The organism is Pseudoalteromonas luteoviolacea (genome assembly GCF_001696455.1).
Lineage (GTDB): Bacteria > Pseudomonadota > Gammaproteobacteria > Enterobacterales > Alteromonadaceae > Pseudoalteromonas > Pseudoalteromonas luteoviolacea_C.
The window spans coordinates 1,371,058-1,395,620 of the sequence record NZ_MAUJ01000001.1 but is presented as its reverse complement, the minus strand read 5'-3'; the positions used below and the strand labels follow the sequence as shown (position 1 = coordinate 1,395,620).

The window sequence follows — 24,563 nt, the reverse complement described above, 5'->3', positions numbered from 1 at the left end:
TTTTTTCAAAGTACGGAATAACGCGAGTGCTTTGTTTATAGTAACTCTTAAAAATCTACACTTCTTTTAGAGGTAGCCATGAAATGATAGGTTACCTTCTTTCAATTGATTTAAATAATACTTGTTATTCAGTGATACTCGATCTCGGAGTTAAACTAGTATCTATCATCCAATTTATAGTGCATTAAAAAATCAAGTAAAAAGTTTATTGTGGAATAAAAAATCTATTTGATGTTGTGGATTGCTTAGGGGGTTTTGCGAACTTTGTTGTGTTATGGTCGATAAAGTTCTTAATTTAAGCGCTATTTAACTAAAAATAAAAATTTTAATTATTTGGTTTAAATTTTTAATAAATGATTGTCTTTGGGTTAAGACTTGTATTTTAAAAACGGTTTCTTTGATAAGATAATAGGGACAAAGGAAATGAAAAGGGATAAAGCTTGTGTTTTTCTTAAAGGATTCTATTGGCTGTAGTCAAGCAAAGAGAATAGGTACGATTATTTTTAGCTGTCTAACGTTGACAGCATGTGGGGGTGGCTCAAGTAGTCAAAATAATGATAGTAAACAGACTGCCAACAAAGCGCCTACGGTGGTCGTCTCTGGGGATAATAAAATACTCGAACAAACCCAGTTTAAATTGCTTGGAACTGCACAAGATGATGGAGGCATCGCTCACTATCAATGGCAGCATAATAGCCATTTAGAGTTAGATATCAGTGACTATAACAGCCCAGATTTAAAAGTTATCAGTCCAGATATTGCCGAGCCTCATCGTGTTACTTTTACGCTAACTGTGAAAGATGATAAAGGCAGCTCAGCATCTGCACAACATGCGTTAACGCTATTGCCAGTCCCAACGATCAATATCACTGGCATAGAATCGGTGCCGGAATCTGAACCTTTTAGCTTAACAAGTGAGATAGCAGAGCAGTCGATTGAAGTCGCGAGCTATCAATGGCGGCATGATTCAAAATTACCTTTGCAACTAAAAGGTGAAAATACGCCTACGTTAAGTGTTATCAGTGCTGATATTGAAACGGAAGAAAATGTTAATTTCACAGTATTAGTCGTTGATACTAGTGACAATATGTTTGAAAAGTCTCATATGGTTCGCATTGAACCACTGATCAATTTAGCGCCAGAGATTGAGATCTCTGGGCCATCAGATGCACAAGGGCTTTCACAATTACAGCTCATCGCTTCGGTTACCGACCCTGAAGGGAGTGACGTTGCAGTCAGTTGGCAACATGATTCTGACTTAGAATTTAATATGTCTGGTGAGGAGACTGCGAAACTCACCATATCCATACCAGACATAGAAACGCGAACTACAGTTACGTTTACGGCTAGTGCTTCAGATGAGCAAGGCCAAAGTACCTTCAAAACACATACGATATCATTGACACCTAAGCCAAACGAAGCACCTGCTGTGCACATACTGGCACCTTCTTTTGTTGAAGAAGGTCAGATTATCTCACTAGAGGCAAAAGCGACGGATAGCGACGGCAGCATTGTTGGATATAAATGGCGTAATGATGGTGGATTAGATTTATCCCCAACAGAAGTGCAAGCGAGAAGTATCGCAATACTCACACCCGATATACTAGAAGATAAACAAGTTAATTTTACAGTTACCGTGACGGATGACGATGGCGCAGAGGCCACTATAACGAAGGCCGTGACCATTATTGCCAAAAGCAACTTAGCCCCTGTTGTCGAGATAGTAGGTCCAACTTCTATCGGTGAAGAGATGGCATTTACTTTGTCTTCACAGTCGGAGGATTTAGATGGCAGTATTGTTAGCCACCGTTGGTCATATGAATCGCCTGTTTCTATTAATGTTGGTGATACAGGTTCTGAGGAACTTCATGTATCCGGAATTAGTGTGGATGAAGGTATAGATATTAAGTTTTTTGTTACGGTTACAGATAATCAAGGAGCCGTAGCCACAAAAGAACACCAAATCACCGTCATACCTTTACCGAATGTCCCTCCTGAAGTTACCATCTCTGCGTCAAATACAGCGTTTGAAGAGCGTACACGATTTACTTTAACGGCCAATGCAACGGATGTTGATGGGCAGATAGAAACATATTATTGGCAACATGATTCAGCCTTAGAATTAACCTTGGCAGGCGAAAATAGTGATTCGTTAACTGTTGAGGTGCCTGATATCACAGAAGATCAAACTATCACTTTCACGGTGGTGGTTACTGATCATCAAGGCGCACTAGCGGGTAGTGCGTTTACAGCTAAAGTGGCGCATTTACGAACATCGACAACGCTTAAGGGTAAGGTGACCGATTCACCAATTGCCAATGCGAATGTGCAACTGAAAGTGGGGGAGCATGTTTTTCAAACTATTGCGGATGCGAATGGTAATTATGAAATAGGTATTGACCTTGATGAATCGCAAAAGAATCTCCTTATAGAGCTATCAGCACAAGGTGTGGGCAGCCAAAAGGATGTGGCTTTGGTTTCTCAGCTTGGTGAAGTTGCGGGTTTAGTTGAAGCCGCAGGAGAAGATAACACCGTTGATTCGAAAGAGTATTTCGGCATCAATATTACCAACGTAACCACTGCCGAGTATGCATTGCTCAAAGAAGGGACCCCCGCGTTTACTAGTGAAGCTGAATTAACAGAAGCGCGAGCACATGTTGACGTTGAAGAAAAGCTCGAAGTTGCGGCATTACTTAAGGCGATAATAGACCATGGTCACGGGTTACCCGATGGCATAAACTCGACATTAGAGCTTGCTAACAACCTTCGCGAAGCTCGAAAAATGCTTAAAAAGCTTAAAAAGTCAGAGCCTGAACTTGTGGCGAGGTTGCGCGCTGAAATTAAGGCCGATAAAGATCTCATGAACGAGGGGGCTGAACCACTTTTGGGTACCTACTTCATTGGTGAGCGTACTTTAATGAATGGCTTTGTCGCTGCCCTTTCATTTAATGAAGATCGCACAGGGCAATTAACTGCTAAGCAAAACGTATCTTTTACTTGGGACCGAGATGGCTCTAAAATTGAGCTACGCTTGGCTGAGCCGCTTCCATTATACGGAACAGGTGAGTTTAAATCTCCAACTGACTATGTTTCAACCATTACCATCGATGTCTATGAAAATAGTAAAGGCCGCTTCTCCGGTGATATTAGCATGTTCTCTGATGGGAAGTCGCAGACAGTAAAAGCCTTCCATTCTGGATTGATTTCCCAAGACTCAAAGCCTGAACAGCAAGCTGAAGATTTTATTGGTCAATGGTCAATCGCTTATCAAGATAAGTTTGGTAATAAAAACAGTTATGCTATTGAGTTTCTCGATAATGGAGAGGCTGATATTTCTTCATATATCAACCCAATGCAGATCCCTTGGGGTATTAAAAACCACGAGATGTTTTTTAATAAACACGGTGATGATGTGACAGCAAAGTTTGTTCGTAATTTACCGATTGGCAAATTGATCTACCTTGAGGACATGTATCTTAATAAACGCAGCCTTTTATCAGCCTTATTGATTAAGCATCAAAATGTTAGTTTTGATGATATCGATTATCAAAGAACATGGACACCAATTGAACAAAAAGGGAGAACAGCGGCGTTTGAAATCGATGAAAATAACCAGATCAATTACTTTTTTAAACATGCAGAGGCAGTCGAAAAAGTTGATGGAAAATTGTTGCGTCATATTTACACCTTGGATCGAACCGAAGTTGACTTTTGTGACGTGTCGCTGCCGAACTGTGAGATTCTTTTTACACACCAGTTGAAGCTTTTGGCAACTTACGAAGATAAAATTGCCGTTGAATTTTCTCAAATAGGTAATGCGTCATTTGGAGGTTTTACTTTCAGCAATGTGATGTTGTTCGAACTAAGCGATGAAGCGCTTACTCATTCAGATATTCATGCCGCATTTACCAAAACAGATAGATATCAATATGCATTTGATGGGCGTGCTGAGCTTTTCGCACAAACAGAGACGGATGTCGTAAACCTGAGTCGATTTACTCACTGCACAGGGAGTGTACCTAGAAAGGTGTGTCAAGAAGCCGTATCAATCAATGGTGAGGACTATTTCCTTTTTGCTTTATCAGATCGAATTCAACTGACTCATATTGCAAATGGTCGCGTTTCTTACTTACAGTTTATAGATGTCAATGATAACGGATTTTCAATTTGTCATTTTATAGAGAGCGCTGAGTGTACAGCTGCAAATACGCTGCATTATTCACCAACACGCCCAGCATTAAATATTAATCTTGAGCAAGAAGGCCTTGGCCAACTCATTTCATCTAAAAATACTTATAGCTATGGCGAGAGCTTTACCATCGAGGCTAGTCCTGACGATGGATATGAGCTAAAGAGCATTGAAGGCTGTGACGGCAAGTTACAAACCACCTCTGATCTCAGACATATTTTTTCTGTAAATGCGCCCAAACATGACTGCGCAATCAAAGCTGTTTTTGTGCCAAGTCCACCCTATGTAGGCGACGTTGTTTTTGTTAACACACGCTCTGAAATCCCACATAGCTGGCGTTTATCGTTTGGTAACATTCACCATGGGATGCTCTATACCCATGACAGTTTTACAGCGACAGATATGACTAAGATATCAGAGGGGTTATATCGAGCGCGCTTCAAAGGTGGCACTGCGCGCATATCTACCAATGGTATCGATGTTTTTAAAGCCATTGGCTTTGATCTCAAAACCACAGATCAAGGACACCAAATCATTTGGCGAGCAGTGAACGAAATTGATAACGAAGAGTACGATTTAGATCCGATACAAGTAGCCAATAAAAGTGAGTTGCCGACGGTGCCTGTGACTGCTGAAGATATGCAAGGCACTTGGCTACTCACTCATCACGCTTTGGATAATGAATCATTGGTTCACTCGGGACAAAACTACAAATTGACTTTGTCGCAAGACCACCAAGGCTCGATGTCGTTGATCACTTTGAACCCAGAGATTGCTCAATCTCAAGCTGATCCAGATTTGATAATATCTTGGCGGATCAATTCGTTTGGTCACCTAGAAGTATTCCATGATGAGTATGATTTCTTTGTGGAGTTTAAGATGACGGAGGCAAGAAATGACGGCTTTAATTTGGTGACTGAGAAGGTACACATATCTGCCAGTAATACGGATTTAAAAAATGTGAAGCCATTCCTCGGTGCGGGTGCGCTGGTTAAAATACAGGATAACACTTTTAAAATAGATAACCTTGTGGGTAAGTGGCGATATCAGTCTTCATACGGTGCGGAAGGATTTGAATTATATCCAGAAGGTGTCTTTAGAAAAGGGTATTTAAACGGGGCAGCGAAAACGAGTTGGGAAGGCAATAAGCTTACCGTATCTGCTTTATTCAATGATAGAGAGAAGGTTTTTGATCCAGCATGTGAATTAGAATTTGAACATTGCTCACAAGGGTTTAAGCGTGAATACTTAGTGGTCGCAAAGCACAATGACAAACTCTATGCCATTGAAAGAAAAGAGAAGCCAAACACATTCTCACATCATAAAAATGATGTGGAAGGGCTACGGGTGATCACGCTAGATAAACAAACGAGCGTATCTGAAATCGAACCACACTTTCTGTGGAGCCCATCTTTTAAAGGCCACAAAGACTTTGGTGCAGATTATCTGCGGTTGTATGAGCGAACCGACAGAGGGCTACAGCTTTGGCACCTCTATCACTCAGAGCTCAATGGCTTACAAATTGGAACTGGTACATATCCGCACCAACAGGCGCAATTGTTAGGCGGTAAACTCAAGTACAATCGTAATGGTGCAGACTATATATTAGAAGTTGTGCGCAGCGATGCTGAAACCATGACATTTTGTGAGTATTTGGATGGCAGTACCTGTGCTGAAGGCACCCTTCGAGAAATGCAGTATGACATACCCGTGTATACCGTCGAAGTTGAAGCGACGACCGGCGGCAGCATTGAGCTGAATGCGATTCACTCCTACTTGTTGCTTGGCCAGTCGTTAGAAGTCACTGTAAAACATGATTGGGGCATGTACCTCGAAAGCATTGAAGGGTGTGGTTTATCTCATTCATTAACGCATTCGGACACACATCTGGTGTTTACAAATAAACAGATTTCGCAGTCGTGTGCTATCAAAGCGAAGTTTACAAATGTGCCGGAACTAATGTCTGAAAAACTAGGTATCTCAGAACCCTACTTAAAGGCATGTGTAGACTCATATGACGTGCACCGCAACTTAGAATATAGCGAGAGTTTATCGTGTAGTGGTGGGGAAATACGTTCTCTCACGGATCTTTCTGAATTGGTTAAGTTTAAAAAGCTAGAGCGTTTATCGTTGTCTGGTATTGATAGTCTGAGTGATCTCGCGCAAGAACAATTAAACGGCATGTCTAACCTGACCAGTTTGAGCCTTGCTGATATGACGCAATCTAATTTGGATTTGTCTAAATTAACAGAGTTAAAATCACTGACGCTAAAAGTGACGGATCTAACCGAAGTGACACTACCACAGGGGGGGCAGTTAACCTCACTAAATATTTCTGTGAGTGGTCCGGAGCACTTAGATTTGACAGGCCAAACCAATTTATCTTCGCTAGATATTAGTTACAGTACGATTAAGTCTGTGGATTTGGGCCAAAGTAATCAACTTGAAACTTTAAGGGCCACAAATGCACCGCTTGCGTCAATAACGGGTATTTCACAAAGCAATCGAATTAAAACTTTAGGGCTTAAAAATACGTTAATTGAAGAGGTTGATTTTAGTCAGTTTACGTTGTTAGAAACACTGGAAGTTGAAGGCACTACAATTAGAAGCCTTGATCTTTCGTCTTTGGCTAATCTTTCAAAACTAAATGCGCAAAATACACCGTTAGAAAACCTTGCAGTTAATAAAAATCGCATGCGTATTCTTGCATTATCAAATACTCAATTAACAGAGCTTGATTTGACGGATATGATTGAGCTTGCGATGGTGCACGCTGCAGATAGTAAAATTGCGCATTTAAGGTTGGGAAATAATCCCAAGCTTTCATTACTACGTGTGCAAAATAATTTGCTTAAGGCGCTGCAAATACCAGAGGATTCTACGTTGAGAACGCTAGATGTATCTGGCAACAGCTTGGAAGCGTTAGGTGTCACTCAGAACCACACTATTGTTAATTTGAGGTTGTCAGATAATCATGTCAGTACGTTTGATATTGGTAAGTTCTCGAGACTGCGAGTGCTCAATTTGTCTAACAACCCGCTGGTGGAGCTTAGTAAGCCTGACCAACACCTAATGGCAATGTTGTTTGTAGATAACACATTATTGAAAGAGTTTGATTTATCAACCTATACGGGTTTGAAGCAGCTTTCAATCAGCGGAACCGCTATCAATAGCATTGAAATTTTAAATACTTTTGAAGTGCTTAGAGTAAACAATACGGCAATTAAAGCACTTAATTTACCGGAAGGTATAGGGAATTTACAGATAGAGTTTAGAGGTAACACCTTAGACGAGGTGACAGGGGGCGCATCTGTTCGAAATGTTAAAATTTACTTAGGTGACACCACTGTTAGCGACAAAGCAATGTCTCACTTGCAAAGGCATTATGGCAGAATATTTGCCCTTGTGTGTAAGGAGGGAAAGCTAGGTGATTTTTGCACTGCAATAAACCGCATCTAAAAGACTAAGTACGATATTGTTAAGCTCCTACGTTATGTTTTAAATGGCGTAGGAGCTTTTTTGTTTCTAGCAGCGATTCTTTCCAAGATAAATCAATTCTATGCATGCTGGATTGAATGTGGTGGTGCTTGCGTCAGGTTAGTGTTAAACGTATTCTCATTAGCTGTCGAACGAATTTTTCGTACGTGAAGACAAGGAGAGAGAAGCTATGAATTACACGTTGAGAATAGCACAAGAGCAAGATATTTCGGTTTTGAAAAAAATCATCAGTGAGTCAACAAGGGAGTTGTCTAAGCGGCATTATTCAGAGGAACAAATAGAGCTGGCATTAGAAAGCGCTTTAGGAGTTGATACGCAACTAATTAAAGATAAAACCTATTTTTGTATTGAAGACCAAGACGAGATTATTGCTTGTGGAGGGTGGAGTTATCGCACGACACTCTTTGGCAATGACAATGAAAAAAGTCGTAATGCGACTCAGTTAGACCCCGAATCCCAAGCGGCAAAAGTACGGGCATTTTTTGTCAAACCTCAGTATGCCAGGCAAGGGCTTGGCTCAATGCTTATGAAAAAGTGTGAATCTGAGGCGATAAAACTGGGGTATTCAAAACTCGAACTGATGGCTACCTTGCCGGGTGTAAAGCTATATGAAAAACATGGGTTTTCTGGGCGGGGTTCTGTCGAGTATCAATTGAGTGATGAGGTAACAATCACATTTGTGCCAATGTACAAACAGATTTGACAGGTTAACCGTTTATACTTTCGAATTTGCCGTTCATGATATTTGTAGCCTGATTTGATTGCATAACAAATATGAATTTTGCATAGTTCAATCACAGGTTACAAAGTTATAAAGGACGCGCTTACCTTAAAGGACGTAAGGCATATATAGCAATTGTATGTCATTTCTTTGTGTCATTTTAACGATTTAGAATTGAAGTAAAAGGTTCTAACATGCTAAATATGTCACGCGCAGTTTTCCCCTTACTGATCGCATCATCCAGTGTTTACTCATCTGTTGCCAGCGCAAACAGTTGCTTAGGCGAGCTATACTCTATTAATTCAGGTCGTGGCGCACCTGGGGTTTTATTTAGTCTACAAGAGCAAGACAAGTCGGCAAAAGCAATTTCTATGGCAGAGTTTAGCTCTGCAGCAATGGCCTACGATACAAGCCTCAATAGAATGTATTATGCGTCTTCGCCAATTCCATTTGAATACAAAGTGGACTTAAGCGCGCTAAACGCTTCGCCTGAAGTGCTCGCCCAAATCCCCGTTCAAGGCGACAGGTTTAAATACACCCGTTTAGCTTACTACGATTTTGCGACTCAAGAGCATCACGTTGTCGATAGAACCAAGTCAGTTATTGGCATGGTTTACGATGAAGTAAATGATGTACTGATAGCTAATAGCTACACCGACCTTTACGAGATAGACAAAGGCACAGGAGTGGCAACCAAGCTGATGCATTTTGGTGATATTGATGGACAATACCGAGGCGATTTGGTGTTCTATCAAGGCCAACTGTATCTAGTGTCTTCTACTTCTGTTTATTTAATTGACCGAACAGATGAGAACAATTATGAACTCATTAAACAGGCTGACCATAATCTAATTGCTGTTACAGGCGCAACAATTGGCCAAAATGGCGATGTGCTTGTTAGCCGCGCAGTGATCAACGACCATGGTCACAGAAATCAGTCTGAACTGTATAAAGTCAATATGCAGACTGGCGGCACATGTTTAGTTGCAACCTTACCTTTACGAATTAACGACCTTGCGACACATTCAGGAGCACCAGTTGCCTGCTATCAGGCAGATCCCTGTGCGTTGGATAATAAAATCACTTTGGTTTCTAATTCAATCGTAAAAAACCTAGACCATAAATGGCAATCGCACTCTACAGCCGATGCTAACTTTTTCGCGCCAGCCGTCTTTACTTCAGCACCGAGCTTTAATGGCAGTCACGGCGGGGTTAATCGATTGAGAAATGTGTCGCCAACGAGTTTTGACGTTGCATTTAAAGAATGGAATTATTTAGACCAAGTCCATCCATACAAAGAATCTTTTGATTATATGGCATTAGAGCAGGGCCGTTACACTATGGCGGATGGTACAGTCATTGAAGTAGGTAGCTTTGAACTTAATGATACAAAAGTCTTTAAGCAAACAAGTTTTAGCCAAAGCTTTGCCAGTGCGCCGCATGTTTTCGTTCAAGTACAAACTTTTAATGGCGGGCATACGATTGCTACGCGCGTAAAGGACATCACAACCACAGGTTTTAAAGCGGCTTTTTATGAGCAAGACACCCTAAACGAAGGCCATGTATACGAAACTGTATCCTACATTGCAATTGTGCCAGGAAGTGGTTCTACAGGTACGTTAGAAACGCAATCTGGCAGCCCCACTTATGAGTTATTCAGTGAAGATATTAATCACACAGGCGGTCAAATTGGTGAACACTACTATTTGTTAGTTGAAGAGACTTCAAAAGATAAAGAGTTAAATCATACCATGGAAACAGTCCACGTGATGGACATCGGTGGTATTAGCCTTGTTCAGCAGGTTAGTAGCAACGGAGATGATAACTTAAGTATCAGGCGCAAAGATTGATCAACCCTTGGACATCTGTCTCGGCCCTCTAGAGGGCTTTTTTATATCGATTACTCCCCCTTAGCTTTTGAGCTCAAACATTGCATGTTATTGACATCGGACCTTTATTAAATACACAGCGTTACCCAATTTGTGGCCTAAATAATGCATAGAAATTACTGCTATCTTTTGAAGTGAATGCTAATAGTGATTTTTATACTGCTTTCTATTTGTTGAAGTTAAAGCACGTGAATACGTGATTAAACATCTTGTTTTTTGATACTTTAAGACTAGGTAAAAAGTCTCATATTGCGTATTTTGCTAAAGAAATCACGTATTTTCACGATAAATTTAGTAATAATAGTAACTTGTCCATTTTTGGCACTAACCGTGTTTACATTCATTCATAATTGGCGCTAAAAGCTGCTTTTTTTGACTTAACATTACAGGGTTGTTGTGCTGAAATGAGGATGGTTGCATAAAAACAAATAAAAAATGCAAGAGTATTTAGGAAGGAAGTGATGTCTTTGTTTCATTTTGATGAGGAGTCTGGGTATGTTTCTATGAAGGAACACCCTGCGCATTCCGGGTTTCCCGCGAGTGCTGCGCAGCTCGTTGAGCTGTTAGAGCAATCTCCTTATGCTGACTTTGATGTCATTCACGCCAACATTGGTCAATTGTTTTCACCATCCGATGATCGTGAAAAAGATTTACTGATCGTCGCAAGAGCCGTTGACGCCTCTGTCATGATCCATGTCGAAGAAAATAACATGCTAGCTGAAGCTCGGCTAACCACTGCTAGAGGCGGAAAGCTTATTTCAATCGATGAGGCAAGAGCTGCGTTAACAAGCGCTGGCGTGGTTAAGGGGATAAATGAGAGGGCGCTAGATACGTTTTTAGGCCAACAGTTTGAGCAACCACCCGGAAGTGTCTACTCGGGTATCGTCGCACATGGTGTAAGAGCAAAAGACGGCACCGACGCAAGGTTTGTCCGTTTATGTATGACAGCCCAAGATAGAGTGCTTAGCCCGCAACAGAAGTCGGGCGGTAAAGTAGACATGCGTGATTTAGGAGCAATTATAACGGTCAAACCGGGTAGCCCATTGATGAAGCGCGTGCCTCCGACCCCAGGAGAACAAGGTTTCTCTGTGTTTGGTGATATACTCGAACCAAAACCTGGAAGAGATTTCACCTTACAAGTCTCAGAGGGAACGAGAGTCAGTCCGGATGACCCAAACCTGCTCATTGCGGAAGCCAAAGGCGTCCCAGTTGCTGTACCTCGCGGTATGCGAGTAGATGATGTGCTGTGCTATGACAATGTTGACGTCACAACTGGGCATATAGAATTCGATGGTAGTGTTGTGGTCAGTGGTGATGTCAAAGATGGCATGAAAATAAAAGCCACTGGTGATATAACCGTGATAGGTTTTGTTGAGTCCGCCCATTTGGAAAGTGAGAGTGCGGTCACAGTTATGCTCGGAGCCATTGGGCGAAAACGAATAGAGGGTGAAGACTTTTCTTGTATTATCAAGGCTAAGCGCACTATCTCTGTAGGTTATGGCCAGTACTGCCACATAGAGTCAGATCAAGATCTCTTTATTGAGCGCCAAGCGCTGCACTGCGATTTAAAATCTAAACGACTGATTCGGGTAGGAAAGGGTGATACACCTCGAGGTAAACTCATTGGTGGCAACGTGTATAATGCGATGCGTATTGAAGCTGGCGAAGTGGGTGCGCCATCTGGCACACGTACCAGAATTGTATTGGCTCAAGACTGGTATGATTTGAAGAAAAAACAAAATGAGTTTAAAAACCTCGATAAACTCTTGTCTGACAAACTTTTGGCTGTAAAGAGAGCCCAAATTAAAGCGAAAAAAACGAAAGCTTCAGAAAAGCGTGATGCGTATTTGAAAAAGCTCGAAATCACAGAAAAGCGTTTGGATACACATTATCAGCGCAATGTGAGGAACAGTAAATTAGTTGCTCAAAAGCTTAAACGCTTAGTTAAATTGAGTCGTGTAAAGGTAAATGAATTAATGCACCCGGGTATCGAACTGACAATCGCAAAAGATAGCCGCTCTTTTTCTAGAATTTACCCGCCACATCTCGTAAAGCTCGATGAAGGCAAAATTACCCAAGAGTTCAATAATTAATTATATTTAAACAAAAAAAGCAGCTCTCGCTGCTTTTTTTTGTGAATGAACGTTACTCGTCATCACCAGTCGGAGTATCCTGTTCGTCTTCTTGAGGCAATGGCCATCCGCCCAAAGCTTGCCATTTATTAACAATGTAACAAAATAGCTCCGCAGTACGTTCTGTATCATATAACGCTGAATGGGCTTGTGCGTTGTCAAATTCTATACCAGCTGCTCTGCACGCTTTTGCCAACACGGTTTGCCCCAATGCTAGACCCGCAAGTGAAGTGGTATCAAAACTAACAAATGGGTGGAAAGGAGTACGTTTGATATTATTGCGCTCAATGGCGGCATTTAAAAAGCCATGGTCAAAAGCAGCATTATGAGCCACGATGACTGAACGCTGACACCCAGTGTCTTTTTGCGCTTTTCTGACGGCTTTACAAATTTCTTTAATCGCTTCACTTTCGTCTACAGCGCCACGCAGTGGCGAGAATGGGTCTATACCATTAAATTCGATTGCGGACTGTTCAATGTTAGCACCTTCAAAAGGCGCAACGTGAAAGTGTAGTGTTTTATCAATACTAAGCTCGCCCTCATCGTTCATTTTTAATAGGCTAACTGCGATTTCTAAAAGGGCGTCAGTATCTTTATTAAATCCTGCTGTTTCTACATCGATTACAACGGGGAAAAAGCCTCGGAAGCGCTTTGCGAATAGGGATTGCTCTTGTTCTGCCATGGTCAACTTGGTTTTCTAAATCGAGCCGCCTATTATACTGATCGTGCGCCAAGATGCTAATTAGTATAAGCTGATAAATAACAATTTAAGTGTACAGCTGTATTTTTGACACTGTAAATCGGTATGTTAATTGCTTAAATTAGAGCAGTAAGAACATTCGGATGATAGATTATCAGTCTGAACATCAGCTACAGTGCTTGAGGTAATAAAAGTGAAGTTTAATATCAACGTCTTAGTTGCAACAATTGGATTGTCAGTTGTTTTGCCTGCGCAAGGTGCTATGCGGCAATATAGTGCCTCAGTAGATAGTTCTAAGTGGATGGTTGATCGGACAACACGCCTGTCTTGCACTTTATCTCACAACGTTCCTTATTACGGTGAAGCTATTTTTAGTTCCACTGCCAGTAAAAACAAAGATCTCACCTTTAGTTTGGATATGGTGATCAGGCCTGAAAGTTACGATTTCGCTGGCCTTGAATCGGTACCGCCTAGTTGGCGTGCAGGCTTACCCGCGAGAAGTATGGGTAAAATGTCTCTTCTTAAAAAGTTCGACGGAGAACTAAGTAATCCGGTCGCTTGGGAAATGTTAACTGAGTTAGAAAAAGGGTATCAGCCAACATTTTACTACCAAGATTGGAACAATAAACACGACCAAATTTCCGTGTCACTGTCTTCGGTTAATTTTAAAAAATCGTACTGGGAGTTCTTGCAATGTAGAGATAATTTACTCCCATACAGCTTTGAAGATATCGCTTTTGTAGTCATGAATTACCGTAAAAATTCTAGCGAGTTAACTCAATCTTCGCGCAAAAGACTGGATATGATAGGCGAGTACTTAAACAACGACCCGAACATAGGCTCTATTTACATCTCAGCATATTCTGACAGCTACGGTGGCAAAAATGTCAATCTAAACTTGTCTAAGAAGCGGGCAATGGCCATTAAGGATTATATGGCCAGTAAGGGCGTACCAGCCAATAAGATCGTTGCAGATGGCTTTGGGGAAAAACGCCACGTGGCGATTAATACAACTCCAATCGGTCGAGAGGCAAACCGACGCGTTATTATTCAAATATCCAAGCCCTAAGCAGGGCTTGGCCAATTCGAAGCAGACTATACCTTATTACGTATCAGGTCTCGTATGTATAACCTTGAAGGGTGAAGGGATTCGTGTACGCGTTCGCTAAAAGGAAGCGGCTCATCTAAAAGGCTTGCAACAAGGTGCTCTGTGACCATGGGTGCTGAACATAAGCCTCTCGCACCAAATCCCGTAACAATGTGTAGACCTTGATGTGGCAGCGCTTGAGGTGAATAGTCATAAAACTTACCTTTACTGATATTGCGATAAGCTTGAATTACATCCTCTTTTTGTTGCACTTGCCCGATCATTGGGGTGTGGTCGTTAAAGCAGCACCTTACTGCTGCCTTGGCACTTTTTACTTCACCTAAACTGTTGTCAAATTTTGTGCCTTGGTAAAAGCCAGCTAACTGCTTTCGGTTAGTAATATTATCTTGAACAGTCACTTCTCTCGATTTTGAGTGTTTTTCAAAAGTAGCCCCCATACAATGTTGACCATTTTGACTTGGCGTGAAGTAGCCTTTATGGCAAATGACGGTTGAAAGCTGCTCTGATGATTCGCCAGCCTCTATGTGAGAAACTTGACCCCGAACGCCGTGAATACCGATATCCTTTGTTTGCTCAAAGCGATCGCTATGTTCTCCAGCACATACAAAAACTTCCGAAAATGGCCCCAGTTCTGCTCCTTTAGAAATCAAGTACCAGCCGTTCTGCTTTCGCTCCAATTTATCGATACAAGTATTAAAATACGTCTTGTTCGGCACAAGGTCATTTGCGGCTTCAAATACCGCCTGCGTTAGCTCTGGCGGGCTTACCCAGCCTCCTTGCTCTATAAACAGCCCTCCATAGGGCGTGTCGATATTTGCAATTTCTTGTGCCTGTGCTGCTGTAACTGACTTGATGAGCTGCTCAGGATACAGGGAGCTGGTAGCTATTTTATGGTGTTGTAGTTTTTTTGCTTCAGTGACGCTTTGTAGCAGTACACCACACCATTGGTGGGCAAAATGGTAATTTTGCTTTGCTAATGATTGGTAAAATCGCAGGGCGTACAAAAAACTGTGCGCATAAAACTCAGAGGGTATTCCAAATTCACTTTGTAGGTTTGGATAAACAGCCCCTTGGCGATTATGAGATGCGCCTTGTGCCAGCGTATCATCCTCACAAAATAGCGTTGTTTTGATACCTCTTTTTGCCAAGTTGTACATTAAGCAACTTGTCGCGATACCTCCACCAATAATCGCCACATTATCGAGCGAAGCTTTATTTTGTTGAAAATAAATAGGTGTAGTCTGGTGAGGGGTTGGGTTTTCCAGTTGACCAACCACCATCTCTCTTTTTCTACCGTAGCCTTTGACTTTTTTACAGTCAAACCCGGCTTGTTGAAGGCCTCTTCTGACAAAACCTGCGGCTGTAAATGTCGCAAAAGTCGCATCGGCTTGACTTAAATTTGCCATGGCATCAAACAAAGATTGTTGCCACATATCAGGGTTTTTACTCGGCGCAAACCCATCAAGGAACCACGCATCGACTATTCCCTTATCTTTATAGGCTATTTGAGGGAGTGAGGACTGAACGTCGCCAAACCATAAATCAAGCACCACTCGGCCTTGTTCAAACTCAAGTCGATGGCATCCTTGCAAGGCCATTGGGTACTTGTCACAAAGTTGATCAGAGAGTGGCTTAAGCGTTGGCCAGGCTTGCAAAGCCTGTTTTAAATCTTCCAACTTAATGGGGTATTTTTCGAATGAAATGAAGTAAAGGCGTTCGATACTCGACTCATTTGACTTACTATTAAATCGCTGCCAACTATTTAAAAAGTTTAGCCCAGTACCAAATCCAGTTTCGGCTATAACAAAGTGAGGTCGTGGGTGATTGTCGAAGCGCTCTGGCAAATTATTTTGCTCAAAAAAGACGTAATTAGACTCCGCGAGTCCATCGTCGTTGGAGAAATAAACGTCATCGAAATTATCAGCAACAGGTGTGCCTAAGTCGTTAAAGTGGATTTGTGCGTTACTTATCATAGAAATACGTTAGAATATCTTCAGTAATTATTCGCTATTTTACTGCTTTTATTTGCATTAGTCCGTTGCAATTTTGCAAATATCAGTTCAGAGTACGTGTGTACGCTGGAAAGCTGACCACTTGATTAGCATTTTACGCGTAGAATACACCTAAATTTTTTAAGTTCTAAGGGAATTACCCATGAGAAGAGCCGTTATTACGGGGATCGGTGTTGTATCTAGCATCGGTAACAACAAGCAAGAAGTATTAGAATCTTTGAAAGCGGGTAAAAGTGGTATTGCTTTTAACCAAGAATTTGCAGACATGAACTTACGTAGTAACGTGTCTGGCAAGATTGACATCGACGTGAAATCACTGGTTGACCGTAAAGCGCATCGTTTTATGGGTGATGCTGCTGCGTATTCTTACATTGCAATGGCTCAGGCAATTGAAGACTCAGGCTTGAATGAAGAGCAAGTCTCAAACGAACGTACTGGCCTTGTTGTTGGCTCAGGTGGTGGTTCTTCTAAATACCAAGTTGAGGCGGCAGACACTTTGCGCGCGCGTGGTGTTAAGCGTGTAGGTCCTTACATGGTACCTCGTACTATGGCTAGTACGACATCTGCATGTCTTGCAACACCATTCAAAATTAAAGGCGTTAACTACTCAATTAGTTCTGCATGTGCTACTTCTGCACACTGTGTAGGACACGCTGTTGAGCAAATCCAACTTGGCAAACAGGATGTTATCTTTGCAGGTGGTGGTGAAGAACTTCACTGGACACTGGCAATGGAATTTGACGCGATGGGTGCGCTATCAACTAAATACAATGAAGAACCAGAGAAAGCATCTCGTACATATGATGCAAACCGTGATGGTTTCGTTATCTCTGGTGGTGGCGGTATTATGGTTATCGAAGAGCTTGAGCATGCTTTGGCGCGCGGTGCACACATCTATGGTGAGATTGTGGGCTATGGCGCGACGTCAGATGGTTATGACATGGTAGCACCATCTGGTGAAGGTGCTATTCGTTGTATGAAGCAAGCAATGGCAACCGTGGAAGGTGAGATTGATTATCTGAATACTCACGGTACATCTACGCCTGTTGGTGATGTTAAAGAACTGGGTGCGATTCAAGAGTTATTCGGTGACAACTCGCCTGCTATCAGTGCAACAAAAGCGATGACAGGTCATGCTTTGGGTGCTGCTGGCGTGCACGAAGCTATTTACTCAGTGCTAATGCTTGAAAATAACTTCATCACTCCTTCAATCAACATTGACGAGTTAGATGAAGAAGCGAAAGGCCTAGATATCGTAACAGAACGTCGTGATGTAGAGCTAAACACAGTAATGTCTAATAGCTTTGGTTTTGGCGGTACGAACGCAACATTGGTTGTACAAAAATATAAGGGTTAATTTTAATTAGCCCTATAAAAAAGCCCGTAAGGGCTTTTTTTTTTGCAATCCGTAATAGCTTGGTAGCAAAATTACTCAAAACTACGCTTGTCGATAATACATAGCAAACTAAAAGTTTAATCGGTTATCTCAACCCCTACTCAATACTGCGTAATGGTTGTTCTAAAGTCGTTTGATGTGCAAAGAGGCTAGTAAATATTTTGTAGGGTGGTTATTTAGGACAATAAGTAGATTGAGTAGCCGCAGTGAAATTAGCGGCTACTGTGAATAGGCTTAAACTTTATGCTTCATAAGGCGCTCTTTATCACGAGACCAGTCGCGGTCTTTGATATCGGCACGTTTATCATGCATCTTCTTACCTTTAGCGAGGTGAAACTCAAGTTTTACCCAACATTTTTTCCAGTACATCGCTGTAGCTACCAAGGAGAAGCCATCACGCTCAGTTGCACCGATTAAACGGTCAATTTCACGTTTATTTAAAAGCAACTTGCGGTAACGTAAAGGATCACATATTACGTGGGTAGATGCGCTGTTCAATGGCTGAATTTGACTGCCTAACAAAAATGCTTCGCCGTCTTTTAGATGAATATAAGTTTCAGAGATATTAACTTTACCAGCCCGGATGCTTTTAACTTCCCAACCTTGTAGTTCCATACCTGCTTCGAACTTATCGTGTAAAAAATACTCATGACGCGCTTTTTTATTGAGCGCGATGGTATTGCTTGTTGATTTATTTGATTTTTTCTTTGCCATAATGGCTTAGTCTACCTACAAATCGAATTGGAAAACAGTGTTATTTAATTTTTATGGCATATTTTCGCCTACAGTGACTTTGCAAACAAGATAAATCTTTAAAACCTTGGTAAAATCGCTCTGATAAAGGTTTGGAGATCGTATGCCACAAGTAGAAAAAAGTGCATTGGTGATGTACAGCACACAAGAAATGTTTGACCTAGTCAATGATGTAAATGCCTATCCGGATTTCTTACCAAACTGTTCTGGTGCAAAGGTACTTAGTAGTTCTAATGAAGAAATGACTGCCAGCCTAGAAATTACGAAGGCTGGTCTGACAAAATGGTTTACCACCAAAAATATATTTGAAGGTAATAAAGTTAGAATGCAATTGGTTGACGGACCATTTAAATCTTTGCAAGGTTATTGGGAGTTTGTTGAGCTAGATGAGCATGCGTGCAAAGTTAACTTAAAACTAGAGTTCGAATTCGCCAGTAAATTAATCGAATTGGCGTTTGGCAAAGTGTTTAATGAAGTTGCAAAAAATATGGTCTCAGCGTTTACCCAACGTGCTAAATCAGTCTATGGAGCTAGGTAATGATAAAGGTAGAAGTTGTTTTTGCGCTACCAGACAAAGCAACCACTGTGACAGTCGATGTTGCAGAGGGAACATCAGCTGAGCAAGTCGTACTGCAATCAGGTATTTTAGAACGGTGCCCAGAAATAGATCCAACTAGTTTAAGTTTGGGTATTTGGAATAGAACCGTTAAGGCGCATCAAGTGGTTAAAGAGGGGGATAGGATTGAAGTCTACCGACCTCTGATTGCTGACCCGAAAGAGGCGAGAAGGCGACGAGCCGATAAAGCGAAAGAAGAGGGAAGAGCAAATAAAATAACGGGTGGCAGAGCCTAGTAGGAAAAGGGTGAGTGCACAGCTTTGAGCGATAAAGCCACATGATAGTGTGGCTTTATGTTGTAACTCTCAAAATAATCGCGCGATAGGTATGCCTATTCTTCGCTTTCATGGGCCGATTTTTCATCAGCTAAGTCTTCTTTCAGTTTGCGAATTTTTAGGCCTAACTCTTGTCCTCGGTGGCGAGCATAATAAGTACAGCCGATAAACATACAAGTAGAAAAAAGCAGCTCCAGTATTACCCAGACAAGTTCATCAGTCGCTATCCAAAGCAGTGTAAAGCCATGAATAAAATAAATTAGCACGATGAAATTCGCCCATGCAAAGGTATACGGTTTATCTTTAATTATGCCTTTAAGCGGTAATAGTAGTGGCAATATGTATACAACAAACATAAAGCCAATACTGTGTCCTTCCCTTGGCGAGATAAGGAACAGCCAAACTGGCATTAATATCAATAACCCGATATAGCCGAACAAGGCTAGTTTATAAAATAATTGAGTTTTAGGTTGCTTTGGGATGTGGCTCATAATAACTTTTTAGATACGTTAAATAGGCGTGTCGCTAAGGCTCTACAGATTTTAATTTCTGTTTCTGTCAGTTCGGCGCTGTTATCCATGCCTGCTACGTGGCTAGCACCATAAGGTGTACCACCGCTTGTGGTAGACAATAACTCTGGTACATCATAGGGTACTCCCATTAGCATCATTCCATGGTGAAGCAGGGGTAAAGACAGGTTCAGCAAGGTTGCTTCATTCCCTCCGTGCATACTGCTAGAAGAAGAAAACACACAGGCTGGTTTGTCTATGAGTTCGCCTTTCAACCAAATGTCACTGGTTGTTTCCCAAAATGTTTTGGCTTGAGCAGCCATCATACCAAACCGTGTGGGCGAGCCAAACGCGAGTCCATTACACTCTATTAAGTCTTGCTTAGTTACGACAACATCGTGAGGTTGGCGCTGCACAAAGGTGCGTAACCTTACATCAGCGCCAAGGGCGCTGAGTGTATCGGATATCTCATCTGCCATAGCTGCAACAGAGCCTTGGCTAGAGTGATAAAGCACTAGAATGGTTGGCATATGTTTAAATGATCTCTAGCACAGACTCTGGAGGACGACCTAATGCGGCTTTATCACCATTCACTACGATTGGACGCTCTATTAGTTTTGGGTTGTCGATCATAGCTTGTCTAAGAGTTTGCTCATCACTCTCTTTGCTTAACCCTAGCTCTTTGTAGATGGTTTCTTTGTTTCGCACTAATTGGTGTGCTGATTCAAACCCTAATTTTGCGATGAGAGTGTCTAAAGTTGCTGCGTCAACGGGGGTTTTTAAATACTCAACAACTTCAGGTTGAACGGCGTTCTCTTCCAGTAGTGCGAGCGTTTGTCTAGACTTAGAACAGCGAGGGTTATGATAAATAATAACAGACATAAGAATCCCTTAATGAGCGAATTTGTTTTTACTGATTGAGTGAGATTGTATCGTAACAAAATCATACTGCCTAACGTTTATGGCGACTAAAATACATCGAGCTTCTGTTAGGCAGCATGTGTGGTTTAGAGTTTTGCTAACTCTTTTTGCATTTTTCGGTAGTTGGCTAGTAAAGCTTTAAGCCTCAAGCGCTTTATCTCGTCTTCTTTTTCTACGAAGTTCAGTGCTTTTTGTACTTCGTCTGCCGCTTTCATAAATGCGCCATAGTGAGATAACAAGCTGGCATTTGCTTCATGGTAAGCCGCTTTGTTTTTACTGAGTTTGTATGTTTCCGTTAGTAATTGTTTTGCAAGTACATGATTGGGTTTATCAAGCAAATAAACTTTTAGCAATTGTTCAGCTTTGTCGTACTGCTGTGCTTTAATCGCGGTATTAGCTAAGTTGAGTGTAATAACTTGATTGTTAGGTCTAAGTTCATGCTTTTTATCAAGAAGTTTGATGGCATCTTGATACTTTTCTTGACCAATTTTTATGTCAGTATACACATCTAAAAAGAACAGGTTATTGGGCTTTGAAGCCATTAGCTTAATTATGATTTCTTCAGCTTGTTGATACTTATCCTGATCTAGTAGGGCAATGGCTAGACCATATTGAAGTGCGCTATTATCGAGCGCGGAGCTTGTTCTCAATTGGTTTTCAAAAAAGGCCTGAGCATCCGATTCTTTCATATGGTAGCGCGCCATAACGCGACTTTTCGCATAGTGAAAGTCAGCGCTGCTTGGCACATATTTTTTGGGATATTGTTGTGCTCGTAGACGCACATCAGACACCCTAGATTCAGGCAGCGGGTGAGTCAACAAGAATGCAGGGGGCTTGTTTTGAAACCTCACTTGCGCCGCAAGTTTGGTTAGAAATTCACTGGCTGCATAAGGGTCGTAACCCGCTCTTTCAAGCGTTTGCATACCAAACCGATCGGCCTCTTGCTCAGCTTTACGGCTATGAGTTAGTTGACTCAAAGAAGCCTGCGTACTGTTTGCCGCGAGAATCGCCATGCCTGCATCTGGTGCAACGACTGTTGCCAAAATCCCCGTTATTAATCCAGCAATTGTCAGTGCGCTGTTATCTTTCGCTTGTTGAATTCTTCTCGCTAAGTGACGCTGGGTAACATGCGCTATTTCGTGGCCTAAGACCGAAGCTAACTGACTTTCGTTGTCAGATTGGGCGAGAAGTCCGGTGTGGACACCTACATGACCGCCATAGAATGCAAATGCATTGATGGCTTTATTGTCTAACCAAAAAAATGTGAAGGGAAATCGCACATCATTGGCACTTGCCACGAGTTTATTACCCAATGTAGATAAATATTCGTCTAGCACTGGATCTTGAACCAGTGGAGATCCAGAGCGTATTTGCATCATCATAACATCGCCAATGAGCTGTTCTTTCTCAATTGGCAAAACTTGCACAGCCGATGTACCAAGGTCGGGTAGCTTAAAGTCGGACTTTGCCTGATTAGCAGCAGAAAAACTCAGAGATAGGGCACACAAAGTGGTGACAATTGCTTTTTTAAATTGCATTCTAGTCCTTCTTTAAATCGTCGCCGAGCATAATTTTTGCGAGATTGATTTCGTCTTCGCATGCTCTGGCGTCTTTTTCACATAACATATAAAAATCTTTTATTGAGACCCCGTCAACACACACAACGTTCAATTCTCTTTTCAAAAGAGAGATAGTTTGATGCACCACTTTATGCGCATGAAGAATAAGTGCTTTATCAGCAATATCGCCGCGCTCAAAATAAAATCTAATAAATTTATGTAGTTGGCTAAATCTCACCAGAGTTTTCATTGCGTGTGGATCCCACACGTTGAACTCCAAAAATTTATTATCTTTGAGGTAAGTGTCGACTTTTACGTTACGTGCAATTGGGTAAGCCCAAAGCTCAAACCCTCTGTCGGTGAATACTTGATGCAGGTGGATTTTTGGCGCTGTTTCGCAATGAATTATGCCATTGTCATCCTCGTACCCATCTAACAGAAGCAGATTCCAATTTCGTTTGTCGATTAGGCGTTTGATTGCATTATCAAAGCCATGCTGAAAAATACCTTCACTCTCACTAACTGAAGAAGCAACAAGGTGGTAAAAAGGAGGAAGCTCACCCCAATTGATTTGTTTTTTGTACCAATTGATCTCTTTTAATGTTGGGTTAGCCGGCAAACGTGCCTTATTATTTGCTCGTGGCATGTGGTTTCCCGTAATGCTTGTTGTATCTATAAGAATAAACCATTGCCTAGATACAAGCCATAGAAACAAAGTTTAATTATTACCTAAAGACACAATTTATTACTTGCCACCAAGTGCTTATATACTCTATAAAGCGAGTTGAGGTCAGTTACGTGTCTGTATAAAGGCGTCGCTTTTATATCATGCATGTAGAGTTAAATTAACTAAAAGTTGGAAGTTGTAATTTTTAGGTTAATCATATTGGTTTCACTTTTAATTATTGATAAGGCTTGGGAGTGTATGTTTGCATATTGATAATATGAATGACCAAAATATCTATGCAGTAGATCTTCGATGCTACGAATGTCCACAGTTATTTGTCCAATTTAAGTGGCAGTTAAAAACCCACAAAGATCACGCCGATGTCATCAGGTTTAGTTATGATAAGGAACAGGATTTAAGCGACGTGGTAAGATATTTAGAAAATTGTAAAATGAACTTTTCGGTAAAATCCGATGGTAAAATAAACTTCATAGAGGTGCACAGCACGGATGTTTGAACTAATTAAATCTTGGTATCAAGATAAATTCTCTGATCCTGATTCAGTGACTTTGCTACTCCTATTATTGTTTACAGGAACAATGCTGTACTTTTTTGGCGCTTTTGTAATCCCTGTGCTGGTTGCGCTGGTCATTGCTTATTTGCTGGATTGGCCTGTGACAAGGTTACAAAGGTTGCTCCCAAGTAGGATCATGGCGACAAATATTGTGATGCTCGGGTTTGTTGGTGTGGTACTCGCTCTGTTGTTGGTGATCGTGCCAGTGTTATGGTCGCAAACGAGCAACTTAGTTCAAGAAGCGCCAAGTATGATAGAAAAAGGCAAAGATTACTTACTTCACCTACCAGATAACTACCCCAACCTGATTTCTGTTCAACAAGTGCAAAATATTGTTGCAGCTGTTGAAAGTAAAGTTGTCGCATTAGGGGAGTTGATTGTCTCTGTATCTCTTACTTCTATCAAAGACTTTGTTGCGTGGTTAATTTATCTCATTCTAGTGCCTCTTCTCGTCTTTTTTATGCTCAAAGATAAAGAACCTTTAACAGCAGGTATTAAACAGTTAATACCAAAAGACCGCCGACTTATTACTCAAGTTTGGGAAGAAATGGATCATCAAATCATGAATTATATTCGTGGCAAAGTCATTGAGATTGTGATTGTAGGTGGTACAAGCTTTATTGCCTTTGCTGTCCTTGAGCTGAGGTATGCAGCGTTGCTTGGGACTTTGGTCGGACTGTCGGTATTAATTCCTTTCATTGGGGCTGCCTTAGTGACCATTCCTGTTGCAGCGGTGGCGTTATTTCAATTTGGCGTTGCGCCAGAGTTTTGGACCATTTTAATTGTATACGGCATCATTCAAGCGCTTGACGGTAACCTACTGGTGCCTTTGTTATTCTCTGAGGCAGTTGATCTAAACCCTGTTTATATCATCGTTGCGGTGTTATTTTTCGGCGGGTTATGGGGTTTTTGGGGGGTATTTTTTGCGATCCCACTGGCGTCTTTAGTGAAAGCGCTAGGAAATGCGTGGTCTACGAGCCACAAACGCTTACATAATCATGAAGCGAATTGACTTAAGATCTTACTCGTAATAAAGGGGGCATT

Annotated in this window: 18 protein-coding genes; 10 read left to right on the top strand and 8 right to left on the bottom strand. The window is 41.5% G+C overall.

Annotated elements, in window-relative coordinates; genetic code table 11:
• Window positions 1–442: 442 nt before the first annotated feature.
• The 4 genes from A7985_RS05995 to A7985_RS05980 all read left to right on the top strand — a co-directional run bounded on the left by A7985_RS05995 (window position 443) and on the right by A7985_RS05980 (window position 12,390).
• Complete coding sequence (locus tag A7985_RS05995; RefSeq protein WP_065789505.1) at window positions 443–7,648, top strand: leucine-rich repeat domain-containing protein; 7,206 nt, start codon at window positions 443–445, stop codon at window positions 7,646–7,648.
• A 208-nt stretch (window positions 7,649–7,856) separates the two neighbouring features.
• Window positions 7,857–8,390: a GNAT family N-acetyltransferase gene (locus A7985_RS05990; RefSeq protein WP_065789504.1), complete on the top strand. Its 534-nt coding sequence runs from the start codon at window positions 7,857–7,859 to the stop codon at window positions 8,388–8,390.
• Between the two features lie 212 nt (window positions 8,391–8,602).
• Complete coding sequence (locus A7985_RS05985) at window positions 8,603–10,258, top strand: H-type lectin domain-containing protein (RefSeq protein WP_065789503.1); 1,656 nt, start codon at window positions 8,603–8,605, stop codon at window positions 10,256–10,258.
• A gap of 500 nt (window positions 10,259–10,758) precedes the next feature.
• A complete protein-coding gene (locus A7985_RS05980) occupies window positions 10,759–12,390 on the top strand; it encodes a DUF342 domain-containing protein (protein ID WP_065789502.1) in 1,632 nt (543 codons plus the stop codon).
• A 52-nt stretch (window positions 12,391–12,442) separates the two neighbouring features.
• Here A7985_RS05980 and rnt read toward each other — a convergent pair whose 3' ends face one another.
• Window positions 12,443–13,111: a ribonuclease T gene (gene rnt / locus A7985_RS05975; RefSeq protein ID WP_065789501.1), complete on the bottom strand. Its 669-nt coding sequence runs from the start codon at window positions 13,109–13,111 to the stop codon at window positions 12,443–12,445.
• A 223-nt stretch (window positions 13,112–13,334) separates the two neighbouring features.
• Between rnt and A7985_RS05970 the strand changes: the two genes are divergently transcribed.
• Entirely contained in the window at window positions 13,335–14,198 is an 864-nt protein-coding gene (locus tag A7985_RS05970; RefSeq protein ID WP_256096662.1) for a flagellar protein MotY, read from the top strand.
• Between the two features lie 26 nt (window positions 14,199–14,224).
• On the opposite strand, the gene mnmC is transcribed toward A7985_RS05970, so the two are convergent.
• On the bottom strand, window positions 14,225–16,210 hold the full coding sequence (gene mnmC / locus A7985_RS05965) for a bifunctional tRNA (5-methylaminomethyl-2-thiouridine)(34)-methyltransferase MnmD/FAD-dependent 5-carboxymethylaminomethyl-2-thiouridine(34) oxidoreductase MnmC (RefSeq protein ID WP_065789499.1): 1,986 nt from the start codon (window positions 16,208–16,210) through the stop codon (window positions 14,225–14,227).
• 181 nt (window positions 16,211–16,391) lie between these two features.
• Here mnmC and fabB point away from each other — a divergent pair, with 181 nt between their 5' ends.
• Window positions 16,392–17,606 carry a beta-ketoacyl-ACP synthase I gene (gene fabB, locus A7985_RS05960; RefSeq protein ID WP_065789498.1) on the top strand — a complete coding sequence of 405 codons (1,215 nt, stop codon included), beginning with the start codon at window positions 16,392–16,394 and terminating at the stop codon, window positions 17,604–17,606.
• A gap of 273 nt (window positions 17,607–17,879) precedes the next feature.
• On the opposite strand, the gene smpB is transcribed toward fabB, so the two are convergent.
• Window positions 17,880–18,359, bottom strand: a complete 480-nt coding sequence (gene smpB, locus A7985_RS05955; RefSeq protein ID WP_023401520.1) for an SsrA-binding protein SmpB — start codon at window positions 18,357–18,359, stop codon at window positions 17,880–17,882.
• A 142-nt stretch (window positions 18,360–18,501) separates the two neighbouring features.
• On the opposite strand from smpB, the gene A7985_RS05950 reads away from it, so the two are divergent.
• Both A7985_RS05950 and A7985_RS05945 read left to right on the top strand, forming a co-directional pair.
• On the top strand, window positions 18,502–18,936 hold the full coding sequence (locus A7985_RS05950; protein ID WP_065789497.1) for an SRPBCC family protein: 435 nt from the start codon (window positions 18,502–18,504) through the stop codon (window positions 18,934–18,936).
• A complete protein-coding gene (locus A7985_RS05945) occupies window positions 18,936–19,250 on the top strand; it encodes an RnfH family protein (protein WP_065789496.1) in 315 nt (104 codons plus the stop codon). The genes A7985_RS05950 and A7985_RS05945 overlap by 1 nt, the downstream gene beginning before the upstream one ends.
• A 95-nt stretch (window positions 19,251–19,345) precedes the next feature.
• On the opposite strand, the gene A7985_RS05940 is transcribed toward A7985_RS05945, so the two are convergent.
• The 5 genes from A7985_RS05940 to A7985_RS05920 all read right to left on the bottom strand — a co-directional run bounded on the left by A7985_RS05940 (window position 19,346) and on the right by A7985_RS05920 (window position 22,924).
• Window positions 19,346–19,780: a DUF2069 domain-containing protein gene (locus A7985_RS05940; protein ID WP_065789495.1), complete on the bottom strand. Its 435-nt coding sequence runs from the start codon at window positions 19,778–19,780 to the stop codon at window positions 19,346–19,348.
• Window positions 19,777–20,328 (bottom strand): NAD(P)H-dependent oxidoreductase, encoded by a 552-nt coding sequence (locus A7985_RS05935; RefSeq protein WP_065789494.1) that lies wholly within the window; start codon window positions 20,326–20,328, stop codon window positions 19,777–19,779. Before A7985_RS05935 ends, A7985_RS05940 begins: the two co-directional genes overlap by 4 nt.
• A 4-nt stretch (window positions 20,329–20,332) precedes the next feature.
• A complete protein-coding gene (gene arsC, locus A7985_RS05930; RefSeq protein WP_065789493.1) occupies window positions 20,333–20,680 on the bottom strand; it encodes an arsenate reductase (glutaredoxin) in 348 nt (115 codons plus the stop codon).
• A gap of 125 nt (window positions 20,681–20,805) precedes the next feature.
• Window positions 20,806–22,257 (bottom strand): beta-barrel assembly-enhancing protease, encoded by a 1,452-nt coding sequence (locus A7985_RS05925; protein ID WP_065789492.1) that lies wholly within the window; start codon window positions 22,255–22,257, stop codon window positions 20,806–20,808.
• Between the two features lies 1 nt (window position 22,258).
• The gene (locus tag A7985_RS05920; protein WP_065789491.1) at window positions 22,259–22,924 is read right to left on the bottom strand and encodes a hypothetical protein; all 666 of its coding nucleotides are present in this window, start codon (window positions 22,922–22,924) and stop codon (window positions 22,259–22,261) included.
• Between the two features lie 283 nt (window positions 22,925–23,207).
• On the opposite strand from A7985_RS05920, the gene A7985_RS05915 reads away from it, so the two are divergent.
• Window positions 23,208–23,462 (top strand): hypothetical protein, encoded by a 255-nt coding sequence (locus tag A7985_RS05915; protein WP_141685271.1) that lies wholly within the window; start codon window positions 23,208–23,210, stop codon window positions 23,460–23,462.
• Window positions 23,455–24,531 (top strand): AI-2E family transporter, encoded by a 1,077-nt coding sequence (locus tag A7985_RS05910; protein WP_065789489.1) that lies wholly within the window; start codon window positions 23,455–23,457, stop codon window positions 24,529–24,531. Before A7985_RS05915 ends, A7985_RS05910 begins: the two co-directional genes overlap by 8 nt.
• The last annotated feature ends 32 nt before the right edge of the window (window positions 24,532–24,563 follow it).